Annotated in this window: 15 protein-coding genes and 1 pseudogene; 14 read left to right on the top strand and 2 right to left on the bottom strand. The window is 59.7% G+C overall.

Translation table 11 applies throughout. The features are described 5' to 3' along the window. The 6 genes and pseudogenes from BM162_RS21115 to BM162_RS21095 form a co-directional block, all read left to right on the top strand. A partial coding sequence (locus BM162_RS21115) for a transposase (protein WP_143096204.1) occupies positions 1-298 on the top strand: 298 nt, incomplete at its 5' end. Between the two features lie 31 nt (positions 299-329). Further along, positions 330-644 (top strand): annotated as a pseudogene (locus BM162_RS23395) (transposase); the annotation flags it as partial. A 582-nt stretch (positions 645-1,226) separates the two neighbouring features. Continuing rightward, on the top strand, positions 1,227-4,799 hold the full coding sequence (locus BM162_RS21105; RefSeq protein ID WP_177215321.1) for an AAA domain-containing protein: 3,573 nt from the start codon (positions 1,227-1,229) through the stop codon (positions 4,797-4,799). Continuing rightward, positions 4,796-6,271, top strand: a complete 1,476-nt coding sequence (locus tag BM162_RS22605) for a hypothetical protein (RefSeq protein WP_143096275.1) — start codon at positions 4,796-4,798, stop codon at positions 6,269-6,271. The genes BM162_RS21105 and BM162_RS22605 overlap by 4 nt, the downstream gene beginning before the upstream one ends. A 633-nt stretch (positions 6,272-6,904) precedes the next feature. Continuing rightward, a complete protein-coding gene (locus BM162_RS21100; protein ID WP_093425724.1) occupies positions 6,905-8,542 on the top strand; it encodes an IS1634 family transposase in 1,638 nt (545 codons plus the stop codon). A 164-nt stretch (positions 8,543-8,706) separates the two neighbouring features. After that, positions 8,707-9,795, top strand: coding sequence for an IS4 family transposase (locus BM162_RS21095; RefSeq protein ID WP_093425723.1), 1,089 nt, complete (start codon positions 8,707-8,709; stop codon positions 9,793-9,795). Between the two features lie 348 nt (positions 9,796-10,143). Here the strand turns inward: BM162_RS21095 and BM162_RS21090 are convergent, their stop codons facing one another. Further along, on the bottom strand, positions 10,144-11,898 hold the full coding sequence (locus BM162_RS21090; protein ID WP_143096274.1) for a rep family protein: 1,755 nt from the start codon (positions 11,896-11,898) through the stop codon (positions 10,144-10,146). Positions 11,899-12,461: 563 nt separating this feature from the next. On the opposite strand from BM162_RS21090, the gene BM162_RS21085 reads away from it, so the two are divergent. The 8 genes from BM162_RS21085 (at position 12,462) to BM162_RS21050 (ending at position 18,768) form a co-directional block, all read left to right on the top strand. Beyond that, complete coding sequence (locus BM162_RS21085; protein WP_093425720.1) at positions 12,462-13,805, top strand: IS5 family transposase; 1,344 nt, start codon at positions 12,462-12,464, stop codon at positions 13,803-13,805. A 40-nt stretch (positions 13,806-13,845) separates the two neighbouring features. Then, positions 13,846-14,703: a sigma-70 family RNA polymerase sigma factor gene (locus BM162_RS21080; protein ID WP_093425718.1), complete on the top strand. Its 858-nt coding sequence runs from the start codon at positions 13,846-13,848 to the stop codon at positions 14,701-14,703. Between the two features lie 144 nt (positions 14,704-14,847). Next, entirely contained in the window at positions 14,848-15,693 is an 846-nt protein-coding gene (locus tag BM162_RS21075) for a sigma-70 family RNA polymerase sigma factor (RefSeq protein ID WP_177215320.1), read from the top strand. A 72-nt stretch (positions 15,694-15,765) separates the two neighbouring features. Beyond that, entirely contained in the window at positions 15,766-16,131 is a 366-nt protein-coding gene (locus BM162_RS21070; RefSeq protein ID WP_143096273.1) for a hypothetical protein, read from the top strand. 8 nt (positions 16,132-16,139) lie between these two features. Beyond that, positions 16,140-16,619 carry a hypothetical protein gene (locus BM162_RS21065; RefSeq protein ID WP_093425714.1) on the top strand — a complete coding sequence of 160 codons (480 nt, stop codon included), beginning with the start codon at positions 16,140-16,142 and terminating at the stop codon, positions 16,617-16,619. 13 nt (positions 16,620-16,632) lie between these two features. Next, positions 16,633-17,205, top strand: coding sequence for a hypothetical protein (locus BM162_RS21060; protein WP_143096272.1), 573 nt, complete (start codon positions 16,633-16,635; stop codon positions 17,203-17,205). Between the two features lie 463 nt (positions 17,206-17,668). Next, positions 17,669-18,121: a ProQ/FINO family protein gene (locus tag BM162_RS21055; RefSeq protein ID WP_177215319.1), complete on the top strand. Its 453-nt coding sequence runs from the start codon at positions 17,669-17,671 to the stop codon at positions 18,119-18,121. A 77-nt stretch (positions 18,122-18,198) separates the two neighbouring features. Next, entirely contained in the window at positions 18,199-18,768 is a 570-nt protein-coding gene (locus BM162_RS21050) for a hypothetical protein (protein WP_093425709.1), read from the top strand. A gap of 3 nt (positions 18,769-18,771) precedes the next feature. Here the strand turns inward: BM162_RS21050 and BM162_RS21045 are convergent, their stop codons facing one another. Then, complete coding sequence (locus tag BM162_RS21045; protein WP_093425708.1) at positions 18,772-19,062, bottom strand: WGR domain-containing protein; 291 nt, start codon at positions 19,060-19,062, stop codon at positions 18,772-18,774. Positions 19,063-19,302: the final 240 nt, after the last annotated feature.

Here is a 19,302-nt window from a genome sequence, read left to right as displayed (position 1 = left end):
GGTCGCCAAGCTGGTCAAGGACCGCGACGCGCTGCTGAGCTTCTACGACTACCCGGCCGAACACTGGAAACACATCCGGACGTCGAACCCGATCGAGAGCACGTTCGCCACCGTCAGACACCGAACAAAGCGCACCAAGGGCTGCCTCAGCCGCAAGACCGGCCTCGCCATGGCGTTCAAGCTGATGATGTCAGCGCAGCAGAAATGGCGCAAACTCGACGGTCAGAACCGCTTGCCGGAGGTCATCAGCGGGGTTGAGTTCCGCGACGGCGTCCGCCAATTTCCAACCGCCGCCTGATCACGGCGTCACCAACTTCTGCGCATATCTCGGCGAGGAGAGATCGGTCTGGGCGGACAAGGGCTATGTCAGCGCAGCGCGGGAGGCGGCCTTCTCGGGCCCCGGAAAATTCTGGGGGGTCATGCGCAAGGCGCCCAAGGGCGGGGAGCTGCATCCCATCGATGGTGACATCAACCGGATCATCGCCATGGTGCGCGCGAGGGTCGAGCACCCATTCCGCGTGATCAAACGCCAGTTCGGGTACCTCAAAACCCGCTATCGCGGCCTGGCAAAGAACCGGGCGCAGCTCTTCACGCTGTTCGCCCTCGGCAACCTCTTTCTCGTGCGACGGAGGCTGATGGCGTGAGGCGGAATCCGTCCTCAGACGCGGTATGGGGCCCTCGAGATCCCCAGATCAGGCGGAACAAGCCCGGTCCGCTGCGCATCTGCCGCCTTCAAAACGCGAGCGCCCGGCAATCGGCGCAGCCGAAGCGGTAGATCAGACATTCCTATGGAAGAGCGTATCGTGCTCACTAGGCAGCTGGTAGCGGCAGTAGCCTCTCTACATGATTGCGATGCAGCCCATTTGGACGTTGGGGCACATAGCGTGTGGCTGGAGGCGCCAACCACCGTGCGGCTGTCGCACTTGATGGCCGCCCATGTGCCTGGTGAAGAGTCGCTTGGGGTGAATCGTTATCAGTTTCTATCCAGCGTTGCGCTACCTGAGAACGTGCTCGAACTACCTTCTTCAGCTCAGCGGAAGGATGTCTTTCTAGTCGGAGTTGCGGCTCATATGATTTTGTTAGGATGCCGCCCGCAAGGCGATCCCCCTGACTGGAACAGCTCAGCTGATGAAGAAGGTGCTCTAGAAAACCTGCACGCATGGTTCAGAGCTGTCTTAGAGCATGATCCTGAGCTGCGACCGCCTTCGTGCTCCGATGCACTTACAATGTTCAATAAGGCAACTTCCGCATCGCCATCTAGCACTGAAATTATTGCAGAAATCGAGCGCAGGTTCACAGGCATCAAGTCCCAGATGCAGGTTGCTCGGATGTATCCGCCTAGCGGAGACATGGTGGAGGAGACGGGCCTTGTCGAGTCGTGGATCAGTGAGAGTGACGGTAAAAAGATTCTTGTAAAGCTTTGGAAGCAGGCTGCATTCGGTGAACTAAAGACTAATTGCGGCCGAATACTCGCCTTCCTAGAGCGGGCAAGGAGTATATCTCTTGATATGCCTGGCGGAGTTCCGGAGGTGCTAGCGTACTCCTGGCTGTCTGACGCTGTCGTTGTCGCAAGCGAGTGGGTCGAGGGCGAGACATGGCAGAAAGTACTGGACGAGCGGCTCGAGCTCGAAAAGATGGAGCCCCTCGAGGCATTCAAGATGATGGAGAGATTCTCTCGCACCGTCCTAGACCTGCATGGGCAAAACATCTTTCACGGTGACTTAAAACCTTCGAACGTAATCGTGCGGGAGGATGGAAGCTTCATCCTGATTGACATCCTCGACCTCAAGTTCTCGGTGGACGGAGAAAATTCTGTTTCGAAGTACGCTCCGTCCTCTGGGGGAACCCAAGACCGGGATCGGTATGCAGTGCTGGCGATGAGCATGGAACTTCTTCAGTCCCTCAGAGGCAACGATGCGGCCGTAGAGCGGGTGAAATCGTTAGTCCGGGAACTAATGGGAGGCAGCCGCCCCGCTCTGCTAGAGCCCTTCATCGAATCCCTGCGCCATGAGATCGCCGGAAACAACGAATCTGGGCAGGCAGGCAAATCTAAGAGAGATGTCTGCGTTTCGATCAGAGGGGCTCAGCCTGGCGCTATAGATTCTGACGAAGGAAGCTTTCATATCCGGCATCGGAGCGGACGTGATCTTGAGTTCTTGCATTTTCGAGGGGCCAAAGAGGAACTCATGGTCGCTCTTTCGCATGACTGGAGCGTCGAATGGGTGCGTCGTCAGCAAGTTAAACGCTCCAGTTTAATCTACAACTTGAAAAACGAATTCATGTCTTGCGATCTTAACATTCAAGTCGAGCGCAACGACATCAATAGCTTTTCTTCACTGAGCGACCTGATCTCCGATCTTAACGTCAAGGATCACCTGCTCTCCCGAGATGGTTCAGCGAAGGCGGTCGCAGAAGAGACGGACAGTGGAACGGCGGACGTCTCTCAAGATGTTTTGGCAGAGGAGGTGACAAAGGAAAGCGAGGCGCAGGAAGCATCTGGGAATCTGGCGGAAGCGGCCGTCGATGTCCCGAGGTTGTGGCGTAGGCTAATAGAGGTGGAAGACCAGTTGAGCATCGAAGGCCGCTCCACCGGTCCCAGCTTTTTCGAAGAGCGCCTGAACCTGCATAGCGTTCCGTTCGAACTTGAGTTCGGTCAGTTTGAGTTCGACCGCGACGATAAAGTTCTAGTCGAGAAACAACTTAGGAGCGGAAAGTGGATTAAGGTTGGCCGTCTTGACGTTCGACAGTCACAACCCGACCTGATTCGCATAGATGCGTTCCTTGGGCGGGATAAGTTCAACGTCGAGGACGAGAGCCGCTTACGCTTCGAGAGTTACTTTTCTGCGGAAAGCTTGAAAAGGAGGAAGGATGCTGTTGAGCGTGTTCTCGGCGGTTCCGGGCGGAGCGCCAGCCTTGTCTCCGCGCTGGACCCTCGGTCTGAGTGTAATCCGTCTGAGGTCAATCACGATTTTGATGAGAGTGCGATCTCCGCATACGGCCTAAACGGGGACCAGGAGAGCGCCCTGAGGGGCGTCATCTCCAAACGCCCGCTTGGGCTCGTGCAAGGGCCTCCAGGAACGGGGAAGACAAGGTTCATCGCTGCACTGATCCATTACGCTTTAACGCATGGTTTGGCGCGAAACGTTCTTCTTAGTAGTCAGTCCCACGAGGCCGTGAATACGGCAATCGAAGGTGTGCTAAAGCATTTTTCGGCCGAAGGCGAGAAGCCGAGCGTTTTTCGCGTCGGCTCTCTCCCGGAGGGGAGCGCCACCAGCCTCAGACCTTTCTACGCGGACACATTAGAGCAGGCGCTCAAAGATGAATTTGCTGCTTCTTTCAGAGATCGGGTTTGCGTTGCAGCCGAAGCTCTCGGTATTCCCCGAGATTTCGCCGAAAAGATCGTGACAGTTGAAACCGCTGTTGCGGAGATGGCCGGATCAATCCACAGGCTATCATCGCTTCGGGTTGCAGGAGAGACGGGCAATCGGCAGAGGATCAACAGTTTGAAGGAAGGGCTGCAACGGCAGCTAAGGGGTGTACTTTCTGATGATGTTGATCTCGCGGGACGGGTGGAGTTCGAGACGTTGCCTGCCGAGATCGGCACGATGCTCTCGAGAGAAGGGAGTTCGATTGGAGTTAGCGAGGACAAAATAGAGAGGCTGATGCAGATCATCCACTTGGGGAAGGATTTCATCGGCAGTAGCGCAACGTCGACTCGGAGCTTTCAGCCATTCTTTGCGGGAACTCGACAGATTGTCGCTGGCACATGTGTCGGGCTGGGCCGCCGTGCACTCGGTTTGGTAAACACTCCTTTTGACCTTGTAATCGTCGACGAAGCAGCGAGGTGTACGCCCAGCGAGTTGTTGGTCCCGCTGCAAGCTTCCAGGTGGACAGTCTTAGTGGGCGACCAGGCTCAACTCCAGCCGCACCATGAGGCTGCCGTTGTGGAACAAGTGGCGCGTGATCTTAACATTCGTCTGGGCGATGTAGTCAGATCCGATTTCGAGCGCGCCTTCCAGTCCGATTACGCTCGGACGGCAGGATTCAGAATGCGGGAGCAGTATCGAATGTTGCCGAATATCAACAAGGTAGTATCGAACTCGTTCTACGAGGGGCTGAACCTGTCTGCTGGGAGGATAGATCCATGTGTTCCAGAGGAAGTACTCTCAGCCACGCTTCCCAAGGAAGTTACGTGGATCGAGACGGATGAGTTCGGTGTAAATGCTTATGAGAAGACGGCTAAAGGAAAAGCGAGTAAACTGAATGAAGTCGAGTCCGACACTATCGTTGCGCTCCTAACGCAGTGGGTTGAGCGCCCGGCGTTCACGCGTTGGCTAGAAACTCAGGCAGTATCTGACAATGGCGTTGGCGTAATATGTATGTACGCCGCACAAAGGGATCTGGTGAGACGCGAGTTGAACAAGTCGCCTGCTGGCAGATATTTAGACAGAGGTATAAAAGTCGGTACGGTTGATAGTTACCAAGGGAAAGAAAACCCGATAGTCATACTTTCCCTCGTTAGAAATAACCGAGATGGGAAGGTCTTCGATGCTGCTCGAACGATTCGGGAGGGGTTTCTCTCTACGCCGAACAGGGTGAACGTCGCCCTGAGTAGAGCAATGGACCGCTTGGTGATCGTAGGGAATCGAAGGTCGTGGAGGCCCGGTACTCCTGTGGCGCGCGCTGCATCAGAATTTGGCGCTCTGGCTGCCGCCGGAGAGGCTACGATCATGCGCGCTGAGAGCCTTCTGCTGAGGGATGATGCCGAGCCTCAGAAGATCCAGGAGGGCGTCGAGTGATGAAGCGAGAACGGAAGGTTCTGTCTGTCAATGGTGGACAGTCTGGTGAGGAGCTAGAGGCCACATTTGAAGGCGATGAGATCGTAGTAGGCCACTTCGAGCTTGTTTTGCCGTGTAGGGTTTTTGACGTCGAATATAAGGTGGCTGCTGAGCAGAAGTTCCAACCTAGCCAAGAGTTCTTCCTGAGGCTCGTGCACTCCGCTCCTGGAATTGGGCGCGACCAATTAGCCTCTTTCTTCGGATTCGATGCGCGAGAAGTCGAGTTCGTAATTCAGGACGCCGAGTCGCTCGGTTACGCCTATGAGAAAGATAGCCGACTTTATCTGTCAATCGCGGGAAAAGAGCTTTTTGTATCTGCGAAGGGAGAGCCGCGCCTCTTCTCCGTGTTTCGGAAGAGCGCACGAGTGGGTTTTGACCTTATCTCTCTGGCTCCAGCAAGGAGGGAGCGGCCTGCGGTGAGGTCATTGCCTGAGATAGGGTTCCCAGAGGATACCAGCCCTGGGGGCGCATCTAAAAGGGTGCGAGAGGAAAAGCTTAAACTGCATTTCGCTGAGCTGGGATTGGCTCGAGATGAGGAGGGGGGGCAGAGGAACAGCTTATATTCGGTTGATGAGGTAGTGGCATCGGAGCACTTTCTGGAGACTGTGCCCGTGCATCTGAAGGCCAAGAGAGAAGCTCCCAGCTTGATTACTCCCGACCTGAGCGAATGGCGCCCGGATCACGAGGTTGCGGATAGATTAGAGATTGAGCGTCAAGTATCTTCGTTCGTTGACACGACAAGGGTTCTATCGCGCGAGGGTCAAGCAGGCGAAGCGTATGGCGCTTTACTTCGCATTTTCCCTGAGTATTTGAAGCGCTTTACGTCGAGGGGCAGCTTAAATGTAAAGCGATTCTGGGAGTATTGCTGTGCTTCTGAACGTTCGGTGCGGGCCAACGCCAAGTCTATACCAGTGGCAGGCCCCCTCGTTGCGGAGAGGAATCTGGTGAATCTCGGCGAGGTCGTCGGCTACGGCTTGAGGGCGATTTCGGAACCGTTACATCTTCCGAGAAGCTATGTTTGGCTTGCGCCTCAGTTGGAAATCTGGGGGGCTTCGTCGGCCGCTGCAAAGGCGAATGAGTTGGTGAAGGCGAAGATTGCCGAGCGGCAAAGCGGCATCGCTGAACCGGAAGAGGTCGAAAATCTGTGCATATTTCCGGGACAGCGACATCCTTTCCACCTCCGCGATGTTTTCGACACTGTGGAGAGCTTGGCTAATCCGCTTTGGCCGAGAGAGCTTGAACTCCTGTTGATACCTGGTGTTGCTGTATATGCCAGCGTTCATGCTCCCATTTTTGTGAGTCTCGGATTTCCGACTCCCGTTGGCGTTCTTTCATTCGACGAAGCAGTGGTTGCGAATGCGCGTAGCTATCTACTAGATCACCTAAAGGCGGACTCCGGGAAAGTTGTCGAATCCTTCCTTGGGCAGCTTTGAAGGTTTAGGCGAGGCAGTTTGGCCCTAAGCTTCAGAGGCTAACGCACGATTCAAAGTTGAGTAAGCAGTGCCCTCCATAAATCCGCGAATTTACGGAGCCGAAGTCAGGATCGACGCCCGCTTGATGAGCGGGTTCGAGTCCCGCCTCAGGCGCCAAAATCGACAAAAACAGGAACATGAGCGGTCAATTTGGGGTGAACTCCCAGCCGCGAAAAAACGTCAAGAATTTCGAGCTAGGCTCCCATCGGGCACCCATCCAGATCAACCATCAGGGGGATGCTCCGGCGCGCTGTCGGCCACCTTTCTGGCCCGTGGGCAACCGGCTTTCTGTTGCCCAGGTGTTCCCCTGACGGTAATCGGGAGCCGATGGGCAGAAGGAATTGGGCAGCGGTGACTGAGCCCGACGCGGCAGAGCCAGAGACACGCCGGGAGCATTCCCGCCCCGCTTTCGACGCCTGCCTCCGAAGTTCGACACTTCAGAAGCGAATTTGCCGTGATCAGCCTGGGCCGGTGACGTGATTTCAATGCCTTAGCGGGAAGATCAGCCACAAAACCCGCGACCTCTGTAGTCACACGCTATGCCGAGGATCAGTATTGAAAGAAGGTCATATGCGCGTGTAGCCTCGCTACACAATGTACACGCGCATCACCAAGACCGGCGACCGCCAGTATCTCCAGCTCGTGGAGGCCTATCGCAACGAGCGTGGGCAGTCCCGCGTGCGGGTGATCGCCAACCTCGGGCGCCTCGACAAGCTCACCTCTTCGACGCTCGATCCCTTGATCAACGGCCTTAACCGCGCCGTGGGCCGGGCTGAGAACACCGCGTCGGAAGTCATCCAGGAGCCCGGCCGCAGCTATGGTGACGTCTTCGCCCTCCACGAGCTCTGGCGCGAGCTCGGGATCGACAAGGCGTTGCAGCGGGCCCTGCGCTCCTCGCGGCGTGGCTTCGACGCCGAGGCGCTGATCCGGGCGATGGTGTTCAATCGGCTCTGCGCGCCGGAGTCGAAGCTGGGCTGCCTGCGCTGGCTGGAGACGGTCGCGATGCCGGGCCTGCCGCAGACCCCAACACACCAGCAGCTCTTGCGCGCCATGGACGCGCTGATGGACAACCTCGACCCCGTCGAAGCCGCCCTCAGCCGCCAGTTCCGCCCCCTGGTCGATCGAAACCTGTCGATCGTGTTCTACGACCTGACGACCGTGCGCATCCACGGAGAGGCGGAGGTGGCCGACGATCTGCGTGCCTTCGGCATGAACAAGGAGCGCGGCGGCATCGCCCGGCAGTTCGTTCTCGGCGTGGTGCAGACGGCCGAGGGATTGCCGCTCTTGCACACGGTCCACCCCGGCAACATCGCCGAGACCAAGACCTTGCAGGGCATGCTGGAGAAGGTGCTCGCGCGCTTTCCGATCCAGCGGGTGGTGCTGGTGGCCGACCGGGGCCTGCTCAGCCTCGACAACATCGCCGAACTCACCTCGGTCGCGGAGCGCTCGGACCGGAAGCTGGAGTTCATCCTGGCCGTGCCGGCCCGTCGCTACGCCGAACTGGTGGAGACCTTCGAGAACCTCGCGTTCCGCAACGGCCTGGCAGAAGCCGCGTTCGCCGGTCACCGGCTGATCGTGGCCCATGATCCCCTGCGGGCCGAGGAGCAGTCCCACAAGCGCCGGGCGCGGATCGGCGAACTCGAGGCGATGGCGGACAGGTTGGTGGCGAGGCTCGATGCCCAGGATGAGGGGCAGACGACGCATGGACGCCGCGCCTCCGATCGTGGCGCCTACAGCCGGTTCGCCCGCGCCGTCGCCGACGCGGAACTTACACGCTTCATCAAGCCCGACCTGCACTCCGACAGGTTCAGCTACACCATCGACGAGGCGGCGATCCGCGATGCCGAACTCTTCGACGGCAAGCTTGCGGTACTGACAAACGCCCCGGACATCGCGCCTGCCGAGGCCATTGCGCGCTACAAGGCCCTCGCCGACATCGAACGTGGCTTCCGCGTCCTCAAGTCCGATATCGAGATGGTCCACCACCGCCTGCCAGAGCGCATCCGAGCCCATGCGATGATCTGCTTCCTGGCCCTCGTGCTCTACCGCGTGATGCGCATGCGCCTGAAGGCCGGAGGCCACAGCGCCAGCCCGCGCACCGCGCTCGATCTACTCGCGCGCATCCAGAAACATACCGCCCATATCGGGGCGAAGTCCTTCCACGGAACCAGCAAGACCACTCCGGAGCAACTCGACCTCTTCGACGCCCTGAACCTGCCAAAACCGGCCTGACTCCGCGTGTAGTCACACAAGCGCCGATCTGGCGTTAACAATATCAATGACTTACGCGATTAACTGTCGAACTTGGCAGACTACACGACAGTAGGTTTTGGGGTGGCTGAGATCGGCGAAACCGATTCTTCTGAGGGACTCGACCTCACCAAAGGAACGGTCCCTTGAACATCCGCGCACTCGCCGATCTCCAGAAAACGCTAACCCCGCATGTGCCGTTGAGCAAGCCCCGGCTGGAGACGCTCTGCATGCTGTTACTCGGGATGATCAGCGCGCGGACGGTGAACCTCACGCATATCGCAACAGAGCGACCGGGTCGCGCTATGGTTGCGTCGACCTACCGCCGTCTGCAACGCTTCTTCCAGCACGTGTGCCTGCCCGAAGACTGGGCGGTGGGTATAGTGGTCGCGCTGATCGGGAATCCCCGGCCGTGGACGCTTTGCCTCGACCGAACCAACTGGAAGGTCGGGAAGACCGACGTCAACGTCCTCGTCTTGGCCGTCATCACGGCCAGGTTTCGCGTGCCGCTGATGTGGACCCTGCTCCCGCATTCCGGCAACAGCACGACGACACAGCGGATCGCCCTGATGAAGCGGTACCTCGCACACTTTGACGCCACGACGGTACGCGTGCTTTTGGCGGATCGCGAGTTCATCGGCCAGGAATGGTTCGCTTTCCTCGTGGATCAGAAAATCCCCTTCGCCATCCGGATGAAGGAAGATCAGATCGTCCGGGCCAATGGACGAGATCTCTACCTGCGCTCGCTGCTATCGCGGTGCAAGGGCGTGCGGGGCTTCACCGCCATCCTGCCTGGGAGAGCCGGTCACCCCGACCTCGAGCTTCACTTCGGTGCGCGTCGCATCAAGGGCGGCGAGCTTCTGGTGGTCGCTTCGTCCCAGCCAGGCAGTGGCGCCCGCATCTTGCGGCTGTACAAGAAGCGCTGGTTCATTGAATGCCTGTTCGCCGACAGCAAGACGCGGGGGCTCAATCTTGAGGACACGCGTCTCACGCTCGCGCACAAGTTGTCCCTCCTCATCGCCATCACGGCCATTGCCATCGCCCTCATCTGCCGGACCGCAGCCCAGCTCCTGGGCTCGAAGTACCCGGCTCGGAAGAAGCACGGTTACTGCTCGAAATCATGGTTCCGCACCGGCTTCGACGAAATCCGACGATGGCTGCGCTCGAGCACCAAAACCCCGCTCATCACCCGTAATCTCGTCGTTCCAAGGCGGCTGAGGTACGGAGTCGTGTAGTCTGCGAACTTGGGTGCCCGGGCTTAAGAGGAAGAACGGCATGAAAGTTGATCCACGGCCTCTTTCCGTCGAGGGGCATGCTCGTTAGCTGCTCGGAAAGCATCACGAATAGCCCTTATTTTTATGGTTATACTTCTGTTAGTTCTTTTCGATACCAGTACCCCACTGAATATATGTCAGCGGTCCTTGACGCGAGCATGGATTTCCGGGTTGCAAACCATGGATAAGGGTCTCGATTCGTCCTTGTTGCGTCGTGTGGCGGGTGCCGGGGGGAAAGTCCGGCCGAGCCCACAACGCCGAAAACCCCGCTCGGGGCAGGGCTATTTTTTTCAGGCAGGCCCGCAGGGCTTAGAACGGCGGGTCGCTACCCACCTTCGGCGCTGGCGCCTCTTCGTTGTCGTGGCCGCTGCCCAGGTGCACACCAAATCCGTAAGTCCCAGTCTGGATGGGCTCGCGCTCTACTGTGCTACCGAAGATCGCCAGGAAGTCTGTAGGAGCCTTCTTCAGCTCAGCTTGGGCCTCTTCGCGCAGCAGCTGGCGGCAGCGGTCTACGATGAACGGGTGCACCTTCAGGCGGCTCCGATACCGCTTGTCGGGGTGCGCGGACCAGTCGACGATTCGTTGCGCGCGAGGGCGAAGATACTCGTCCTCGTTGAACGGCCTGCCGTTCTGCTCTTCCCAGCGGGCCTGCATCTTCAGCTGCTGCTCATAGACCCAGGCATCAGCTTCGCGGTCGGAGTCGTTGTAGTGCAGGGCTTCTGACTGGCTCACCGGATTCGCGACCACCGCGTAAGTCTCACAGTAGCCGCCTGGACCAGGACGGGGCGTAGTGATGCCGCAGATCAAGTTGCGAGGCGGACAACCGCGTGGACGATCCTCACGAAGCTCCTGAGCGGCCTCCTCACCCTGGGGCTCCTCATCACCCGGAGGAGGGGGAGCAACGCCCTCGCTCTCGAAGTCCACGACGCCAGGATGCTCAAAGACGTCATCTGGATCATCACCGAGAGCAGCCCCGTAAATGGGCGTCCGGGTCCGGCAAGTGATCGAGGCAACGTCGTCGCCGGGGTATTCGCCCTCAGCTTCATAGTCGATGAGACCGAAATCCACGCCCTCGTCATTGGGCTTCGTCTTGCAGATGATCGAATACCGCCCGCCCATATACACGACCCGGCCGCCCGCTTTCGTCAGCTCAGAGCGCCATCTCTTGAAAGACCCGTAACGCATTACTTGCGCACGCCCCTGGGTGACCTCGTGCAGCCAAACAACGCTGTGCGGCGGCACATCGCGCGGGATCTTGGCAGGCTTCGTGATGTAGCCCCGAACCTTCTCGATCTCGCGGACGCGGGACGCGTGAACGTAGCTGTCGCACATCTCGTGCAGGGCAACCGGGCCGAAGACCCCGGGAAACTGCTGCCCCAGCTTGCGCAGGGCCTTGCTCCACAAGAACCTTATTTTCTTGACGAATTCGGTCTTCTTGCGACCTTTCCTGCGGACCGAGATGACCAGGTGGAAGTGCGGGAACGCAGTGCCGCTCATAGGGTCCAGCGTGATCTCGGTGCGGCGGAGGATGATCTCGTAACCGTCCTCATCCCACCCCCACCGGCGGAGTTGAGCGGCCATCTCGGAGACCTTCTTGGCGGCTTCCTGCATGATCTTCTTGGCGGTGTCGGAGTCGACCTCATCCCAATCCAGTCGGCCGGGACACGCGTGCAGCGTCAGAAATCCGATGTCTTGCCACGTCGGTTGAATCATCCGGTGCCAGGCACCGAGATCATCTGCGTGCCGCGAGTAGTAGGCGTTGGCAATCTCCGGAATGACGCATGAGGATTTAAATTTGTCGATGTCTACGGCAAGCCCTGGCAGCATCGTAAAAAATCGCACGAAGCCGTCGCGGACCTCGTATCCGGCTTCTTCCAGGATGTCCGCGATCCGCTGACTCTCCGACCAGCGCTGATAGCGGGTCTCAGAAAAGATGCCGCCGCCGTGGTAATCCTCCTGCGCACCCGTGCGAAGGTGGATCGCTTCCTGGCGAGTGAAATACCGCATCTGGGGACGCTCCTTGCGCCCCTTGTTTTCTTGAATGTCTGCACCGTCGAGTGGCATCGTGAAAAACCTTCCCTATATTCTGGAAGACTCTTTTTCTGCCGCTCTTCCGTTGACAATTCTCCGGATGTTTCAATATAACCAGTAATCATCAAAGCTTTCCAGCGGACGGCAGAAGCTCGAACCTTCCCAGTCCAGAGCCCTCGAAGTTTGCACCTTCGGGGGCTCAACGTTTCATATAGTATCGCCGCCTATTATGTGTCAACTGAACAACTCGGATTCGCACTAGCAATCGTAAACCCAATCGGCTTATTTACGGCGGAAACGGCGGGTCATTTCGTTTGAAAAGGCCGGAGATGACCCCGGCGCTCCGGCTGGAGCGTGTCATATCAGACAAAATGCCGCTATCCGCCTGGATCTCGATGGGTGTGCCGCGCTTTGAAACTTGATCGGAAGACGAGGCGTATCCAAAGGACCGTCTTGCTCCTCGTGGGAGCGAAGTAGTTCGCCCTGAACAACGTTTAGGCCTCTGATTTTTCGATAGAAACTTCCGCTTTCCATGGCTTCTGATCGCAGGGTTTCGTAGAATTCGATCAAGAACCCTGCGATTTCCGGATGGACCGATGAAGCCGAAAGCCCGCCCAGTCGAGCAGGACGATCTCCTGCGGCCGCGCCTGGTTGATCTGATCGACATGCGCCACGAGTTGGTGAAGCTCGAGGCGCTGATCGACTGGGAGTTCTTCGAGCGGGAGTGGTCGGCGTTCTTTCCCTCGACCACCGGGCGGCCGGCGACGTCGCCGCGGCTGGTGGCGGGGCTTCTCTATCTCCAGCATGCTTTCGACCTATCGGACGAGGCCGTTGTCGCGCGGTGGGTCGAGAACCCGTACTATCAACATTTCTGCGGCGAGACCTTCTTCCAGCATCTGCCCCCGATCGACCCTTCGTCACTCACCCGCTGGCGCAAGCGGATCGGGGAAGAAGGCGTGGAATGGCTCCTGACCAAGACCATCGAAGCCGGCCGCGCCTCGGGGACGGTCGAGGACAAAAGCCTGGAGCGGGTGTCGGTCGACACGACCGTGATGGAGAAGAACATCGCTCATCCCACCGACGCCCGGCTCTACGAGACGGCGCGCCGGAAACTGGTGGCGCTGGCCTCCGAGGCCGGGATCAAGCTGCGCCAGAGCTATGCGCGCCTGGCGCCGCGGCTGGCGTCGAAGATTGGCCGATATGCCCATGCCCGTCAGTTCAAGCGGATGCGCAAGGCGCTGCGCACGTTGCGCGGCTATACAGGCCGCGTGATGCGCGATCTGCGTCGCCGGCTCGACGATATGCCCCAGGGAGACCTGCGCGAGCGGATCCTCGACATGGTACTGCTGACCTCGCGCCTGCTGCATCAGCAGCCGAAGGGCAGCGACAAGCTCTACAGCCTGCACGAGCCGGAGGTCGACTGCATCTCGAAGGGGAAGGCGCGCAAGCGTTACGAGTTCGGCACCAAGGTCAGTGTCGCCGCCACCATCGACGAGGGCTTCATCATCGGCATGCGTGCGCTGCCGGGCAATCCGTATGACGGCCACACCCTCGCCGAAGCTCTCGAGCAGGTCGAGGTGCTGACCGACCGGCGCCCCTCTCTCGCGGTCGTCGACCGCGGTTACCGCGGTCACGGCGTCGAGAACTCCCGCGTGCTGATCAGCGGCACCCGCAGGCTCACGCCAGCGCTTGCCAAGCTCCTGCGACGGCGCAGCGCCATCGAGCCGGAGATCGGCCACATGAAGACCGACGGGCGGCTGACGCGCTGTCCGCTCAAGGGAACCACCGGCGATGCGCTCTTCGCCGTCCTCTGCGCCTGCGGGCACAACATCCGCAAGATCCTCGCCCATCTCAGGGCGCTTTTGGCTCTGCTGATCGCTGCCATTCTCGGCCCGTTCGCACTCGGATCCCGTCTCGAAACACGGGCAGCCGCCGGCTGATCGTCTTGTTCAGGCCGAACTCATTCAGGACATCACCGCAATGACCGCCTCCATTTCGTCCATCTCGACCGCACAGATGATCCGGAACCAGACCAAGGATTCGATCCTCTCCTACGAGGAGGAGCGGGCGCTCGTCGAGGCATATGCGAATGACGGAGATGCCGCGGCACGCCAAAAGCTGATCACCTCCCACAGGCCGCTTGCGGTTTCTCTGGCGCAGAAAATGAGCGCTAACGGCACGGAATTCGAGGACCTGTTTCAGGAAGCGATCTGCGGACTGGCAATCGCCATCGACCGGTTCAATCCAGATCACAAAACCCGGTTCTCGGCCTACGCCGCCTGGTGGATGATGGAGCAGATGCGCGGACATATTTCCCGCAGCTATCATTCCGTGCGCATTGGCCGGAGTCATCGGGAGAAAAAAACCTACACCCTCCTGGTGACCGCCTACAAGATCATCGGCGCGGATCTCGATGACGCCGTCCTCGCAAAGATCGCAGAGGAAGCGAAGGCTACGCCGGAAGAGGTCAACAGGGTCTATCAAGTCATGCTGAGCCGAGGAGCTTCCCTCAATAAACCGGTTGCGGTGGACGAGGGGGCCTCGGAGATGGTCGAGTTTCTGGTCGACGAGGATGCGCCCCCTGTCGATGCGGGCCTCGTGACGGAAGAGCAAGGGTCGGTCCTCGAGGACGCACTCGAGGAACTCCGCGATCCGCGCGCGGCTGACATCGTCCGCGCCCGCAACCTTACCCTGGACCCCGAGACCCCGAAATCGCTCGGGAAAAAGATGGGTCTTTCGCCCGAACGTGTCCGCCAGATCGAGCGCCACGCGCTCGTGGAGCTGCGCCGCGTGCTGGCGGGCCGTGGGTTCACGCCGGACATGCTTCTCGGCGCCTGATCTCAGTCCGAGGACAGCGGACACACAACCCCGGGTCGATCGCGACGCCGGGGCCGTTCGCCTTTTCGCTTCGATGGCCTACTGCCCGGGACCATGTCCTCCGCAAGGGAAACCACAAGCCCGCACAAGGGCAGGGAGGCGAATATGGGCAAGATCAAATTCCTGACGCGAGAGCAGGTAAAGGACCTCGCCATTCGATATCAGGATGGCGACGAGAAGGCGGGCGCTGAACTTCTGCAGCGACATATGCCGATGATCATTTCCGCGGCACGCAAGGCTGCTTTCACGCACCGGGTATCCGAGCTGGATGTCCGGCAGGAATACTGCGCTGCTTTCTGGAGATCTCTCGAAAAGTTCGACCCGCATTGCGGTGCGGCGTTGTCCTCCTACGCCGTCTATTACATGAAATCGGCGCTGCTCAAGTACCTTTCTCAAATGGGCGGGGTGGTCAAAGTTCCGAATGGCCACAAGACGCGTCAGCTTCTGTCGAAGTTCGGGCATCTCGTTCACGAATACGAAAAGAAGAGCGGAATGGCTTTCGGCGAGGACGGGTTGGAATTCGTCGCCGACGAACTTGCGATTGACAAGGAGGAGGTGCGCGCCTTCGTGATGATCATGCGGCCGGACAATGTCCGTGCCGACAGCCCGACCTCTCTTGAAGCCGAAGACGGCAACTCCGGTCACTGGGAGCTTGAGTTTGCGAGCGAAGACTCTTCGCTCAACGCGATCTCGAATTACGACCAGGAAAAGGCGCGAGAGGCAATCTCGACGATCATCTGCCGATATTACGACGAACGAGACCAGGATATCGCGATGGCGCAGCTTCTTGGCGACCGGTCCCAGAATGACCTGCAGGCCTTGGCAGATAAGCACGACCTCAGCGTCGAGCGCATTCGCCAAATCCAACGGGGTTCGCTGGAGCTCATCCGCGAGCGTCTCGAAGCCCGGGGTATTCGCTCTGCCGACGACTTCGCCATCGCAAATGCCTGACCAGGACCGCGCCCTGTTTCCCGAGAGATCGGGCGCGGCCTTATCTCCAGTGCAGTAATGGAGAATTTCCCGATGCGCGCCCTTGTTGCGTCTTTCGTCATGATCGCCCTTGCCGGCGCCGCAGCAGCTCAAAGCGGGCCGCCGCCCTCCGAGTCCGTCCTGCAGTCGACCTGCGGCCTTTTGGAGCAGCTGTTCGCCTGGGGCAGAAGCATCGTTTTGATCATCTCGGCCTTCCTCGTGATCCGGGTCTCGGTGGGCGCGATGTTCGGCGCCTTCAACAAGCAGATGCTGATCCTGGGACTCCTGGGCATGTTCCTCGTCGGCTCTGTCGAGGCGTGGGTCGCCTTCATGGTGCCGGGCGATCTGTCGTCCTGTGCATCTGCGGTTTTCACCGGCGAAAATCTTCCAGCCGCCCAGCAGTTCTGGGCAAATCAGTGAGGTCACCGATGAGTTTCATCCGCTTTGCGCTTCTTGCGGTCGCCGTCACGCTGCCTGGCGCTGCCTCCGCGCAAGGGGTTCCGGAGCTCGACTACGAGCGGCTCACGTCTTGCTCCGCGATCTATGTCGGAGCGGCGGGCTTCCATGACAGGGCAGGGCGCACACAGGAGGCAGAGGTTGCCCGTTCGAAGGCCTCGACGCTTGATATGCTGATGGGTGCGACCATGCTGCGCCAGAGCGCCCCGGCGACGTCCGCGGAGTGGTCCCGCATCAGCAAGCAGATCAACCAGTCCCTGGAGGAGTTCCGGGGGCAGGTGGAGGTGCGCCTCGGCATCGACAAGGAGCTTCCGATCGAGCAGGTAACGCAGCTGTTTGAGGAGTGGCTCCCGTACTGCGATGGCCAGCTTCCCATGGCCGAGACGCGTCTTCTCCAAGAAGTCGCCTGGCAGACCAGGCTGGCCGGCACCATCGCCGCCGGCGGGCGATAGGCCAGAGACCTCCATGTCGGCCAGTGAAGAAGAAAAGGCACCCCACGTTGACTGCTGCGCGCATTGCGGCACTCGGCTTCCATACGGCGTTCAAAAGGCCGCTATTGAAGTCGTTCAGGTGAGACGGATGACGGAAAGGCTCGTGCAGGCGAGCAACAGCATTTGCGAGGAAAAAGTCCTCACAGGCGCAACCGAGGAGGATGCTGTCCGGATCAAGAAGAAGTTCTCCACCTGGAGCTTCCCTCTGCCGAGCGAGCTTCTGGAAGTCTGGAAAATATGCGCTGGCACGCCGCTTCATGGCTATGACGGAAGTCTTCTCAGAGCCCCTCTTGGAATAAAGTCCATGGATGAACCGGACGTGGAGGACTTGGATGCCTACGACGTGGAGCGTTACGGCATCCTGAATTTAGGCACCGGTATCGATGTTTCCCTGACGATGAACAGGGATGGCCGCGTAAGTCTTGATCTGATGACCTTCGACATGCAACCGAAGTCGTTTCCTTACGCATTCGAGGAGGGCTTCACCAAGTACGTGGAGGCCATCGAGGCAGAAGTGCAGCGCCGCGAGTACGAAGAAGAGGACTGATATGGCCGTCTTCCGCCCGCGGACGCACCTCAGGAACACCAAGAATCCCTGCTGCTCGAATTCCTGTCGGCACAAACTCAAGGCTCGAACCAGCACTGGCGCGGGAGCCCCGCCTGGAAGGTAGGGCTCACTCCTGAGACGATGCGAGAACGCGGGACGCTCGGCGCCTGGCGAACGGCGGTGTTTCAACGCGACGGGTTGAGATGCCGCCTGTGCGGCGACGACGACAGAGAGAATCTCAACGCGCCACATCGCGCCATCGGCGGCCGGCTAAATCCCTGCATAGCTGGGCCTGTAGTGGCAGTATCGAACATAATTTGTGTTATACGCCCAAGCTCTGGTTCCTAATCCGCGCCTGAAATACCTCCCCTATCGCTGCCCGGCAGCCGTCCTCAAGCGGATGCCCTGTCAACCGGCACCGGGGCGCGCTATGACTCTCCGCGACAAATGGCGGAGGCTGGACGTGGACACGCAGAAAAAGACGCTCGGCGAGAAAGTGTTCGGAGGCTTCGACTGGCCGGATGGCAGGATCCCTCCGATCATCGCCGGCCAGCCGATCCCGATGGAAACCGGAATGGACAAGCAACTGCGTCCCTTGCTGCCCGAGACGCAGCACGCGGCTTTCGACAAGCAAATGGGCATGTGGGCGCATGGCTGGCCCTACCTGAAGTCGGTGGAGGCTGAGGGCTCGATGCGCCACAACATCAACGCCAGTCCCGTGCAGGAGGTCAGCGAGGCCCACAGGGACGACGCCCGGCGCCGCCTGGCCCAACGCAGCCTGCAAAAGGCACACCAGCGCAAGAAAGATGTCGACCGGCACCTTGACGCGATCGACGCCATGTTCGCCGCGCCGAGCAAAGAGAGCCTGACCGCGGCCCGCGAGGCCCTGCAAAAGGTGCGCGAACTCCTCTCCTGAGGCAAAAGCCGGTTCGCTCGTCGACGAACGGCACAATCTTCCTCCTCAAGGAAGCACCAACCGCAGGAGGCACCGCGATGCTCAGGGCCAAGAATTACAAGGGCGACCAGATCGGCATCTTCTCCCCTTACCACGAGGATTTCGTGGATGCCGCACACAAGATGGGCGGCAGGTTCCATCGCTCCGAGGGCTGCTGGGTGTTTCCTGGGCGCCACCGCGAACAGGTCGCCAACATCCTACAGAGCGTGTACGGGGCGGACCCGTGGGAGCCCAAATGCCGCGTCCGGCTCAAGGCGAAGGAGGAACTCCGCGCGAATAAGGGGCCGGTCGTTGAGGGCGGCATGGTTCTCGCAAATGCCCGCAGCCGCGATAGCGGCGCCCGCGTCGGCGAAGGCGTACATCTTCTCTCGGGCGAAATCCGGTCCGGCGGCAGCGCGGCGCATTGGCTCTCACTCGTGACCGAGGACTCGGAGTTCGAGATCGACGAATTCCCGGTCCGCCTGCTCGACGAGGCAGGTGAATATCACACCGAGGCACTGGAGGTCCGCGCGGTGCACGATGTCGATGCTATGGACGAACTTCGCGCCGAGCGTGCGCGCCTCGTCGCCCGCATCGCGGAGATCGATGCACTCCTCGAGGCCGACTGATCCCTACAGTGCCGCCACAGGGCTGCGGTCCGCTGCGGCCCCTACTCCATCGACCCGGGAATATCCCCGCCGGCACTTCTTGCGCTCGATCCCGGCTGCGAGATCATGCATCTCGCCCAGATCGCCCGAGGCGGCGATCCTGAGCCTTTCCGGCTTGCCGATCCTGCCCCAGGCGATCTGCAGGCTCGCGGGGGCGAATAAATCGGGCAGAACCCTCAGCCGGTAGAATTTCTGCCGGTTGGTGACGCTATCGATCAGCGCGAGGCGACAGACCTCGCCGTAGGAATTGGGCATGGACGGCTCCCGAGATTTCCCCGCCCTGGGGCAAAGATCGCTTTCGGAGCCTTGGAGCTGCACGGCGCAGATTCTGCGATGCGGGAGTCTCGGTCAAGTGCCCTTTTATTCTCGCTTTTTCGCTTCGCTCGAGGGCGACCGGCACAATCTTCTTCGTGAAGCAAGCAATGCGCGGAGAGACCCAGATGAATGCCCATGTGCAGACCGAACGCAGCGGAAACGTGCTTTCGCGGGAGCAGA

The sequence above is a fragment of the Tranquillimonas alkanivorans genome, assembly GCF_900115595.1.
GTDB classification, from domain to species: Bacteria; Pseudomonadota; Alphaproteobacteria; order Rhodobacterales; family Rhodobacteraceae; genus Tranquillimonas; species Tranquillimonas alkanivorans.
Note: the sequence above shows the minus strand (reverse complement) of the source record. Positions and strands in the feature narration are given on the sequence as shown.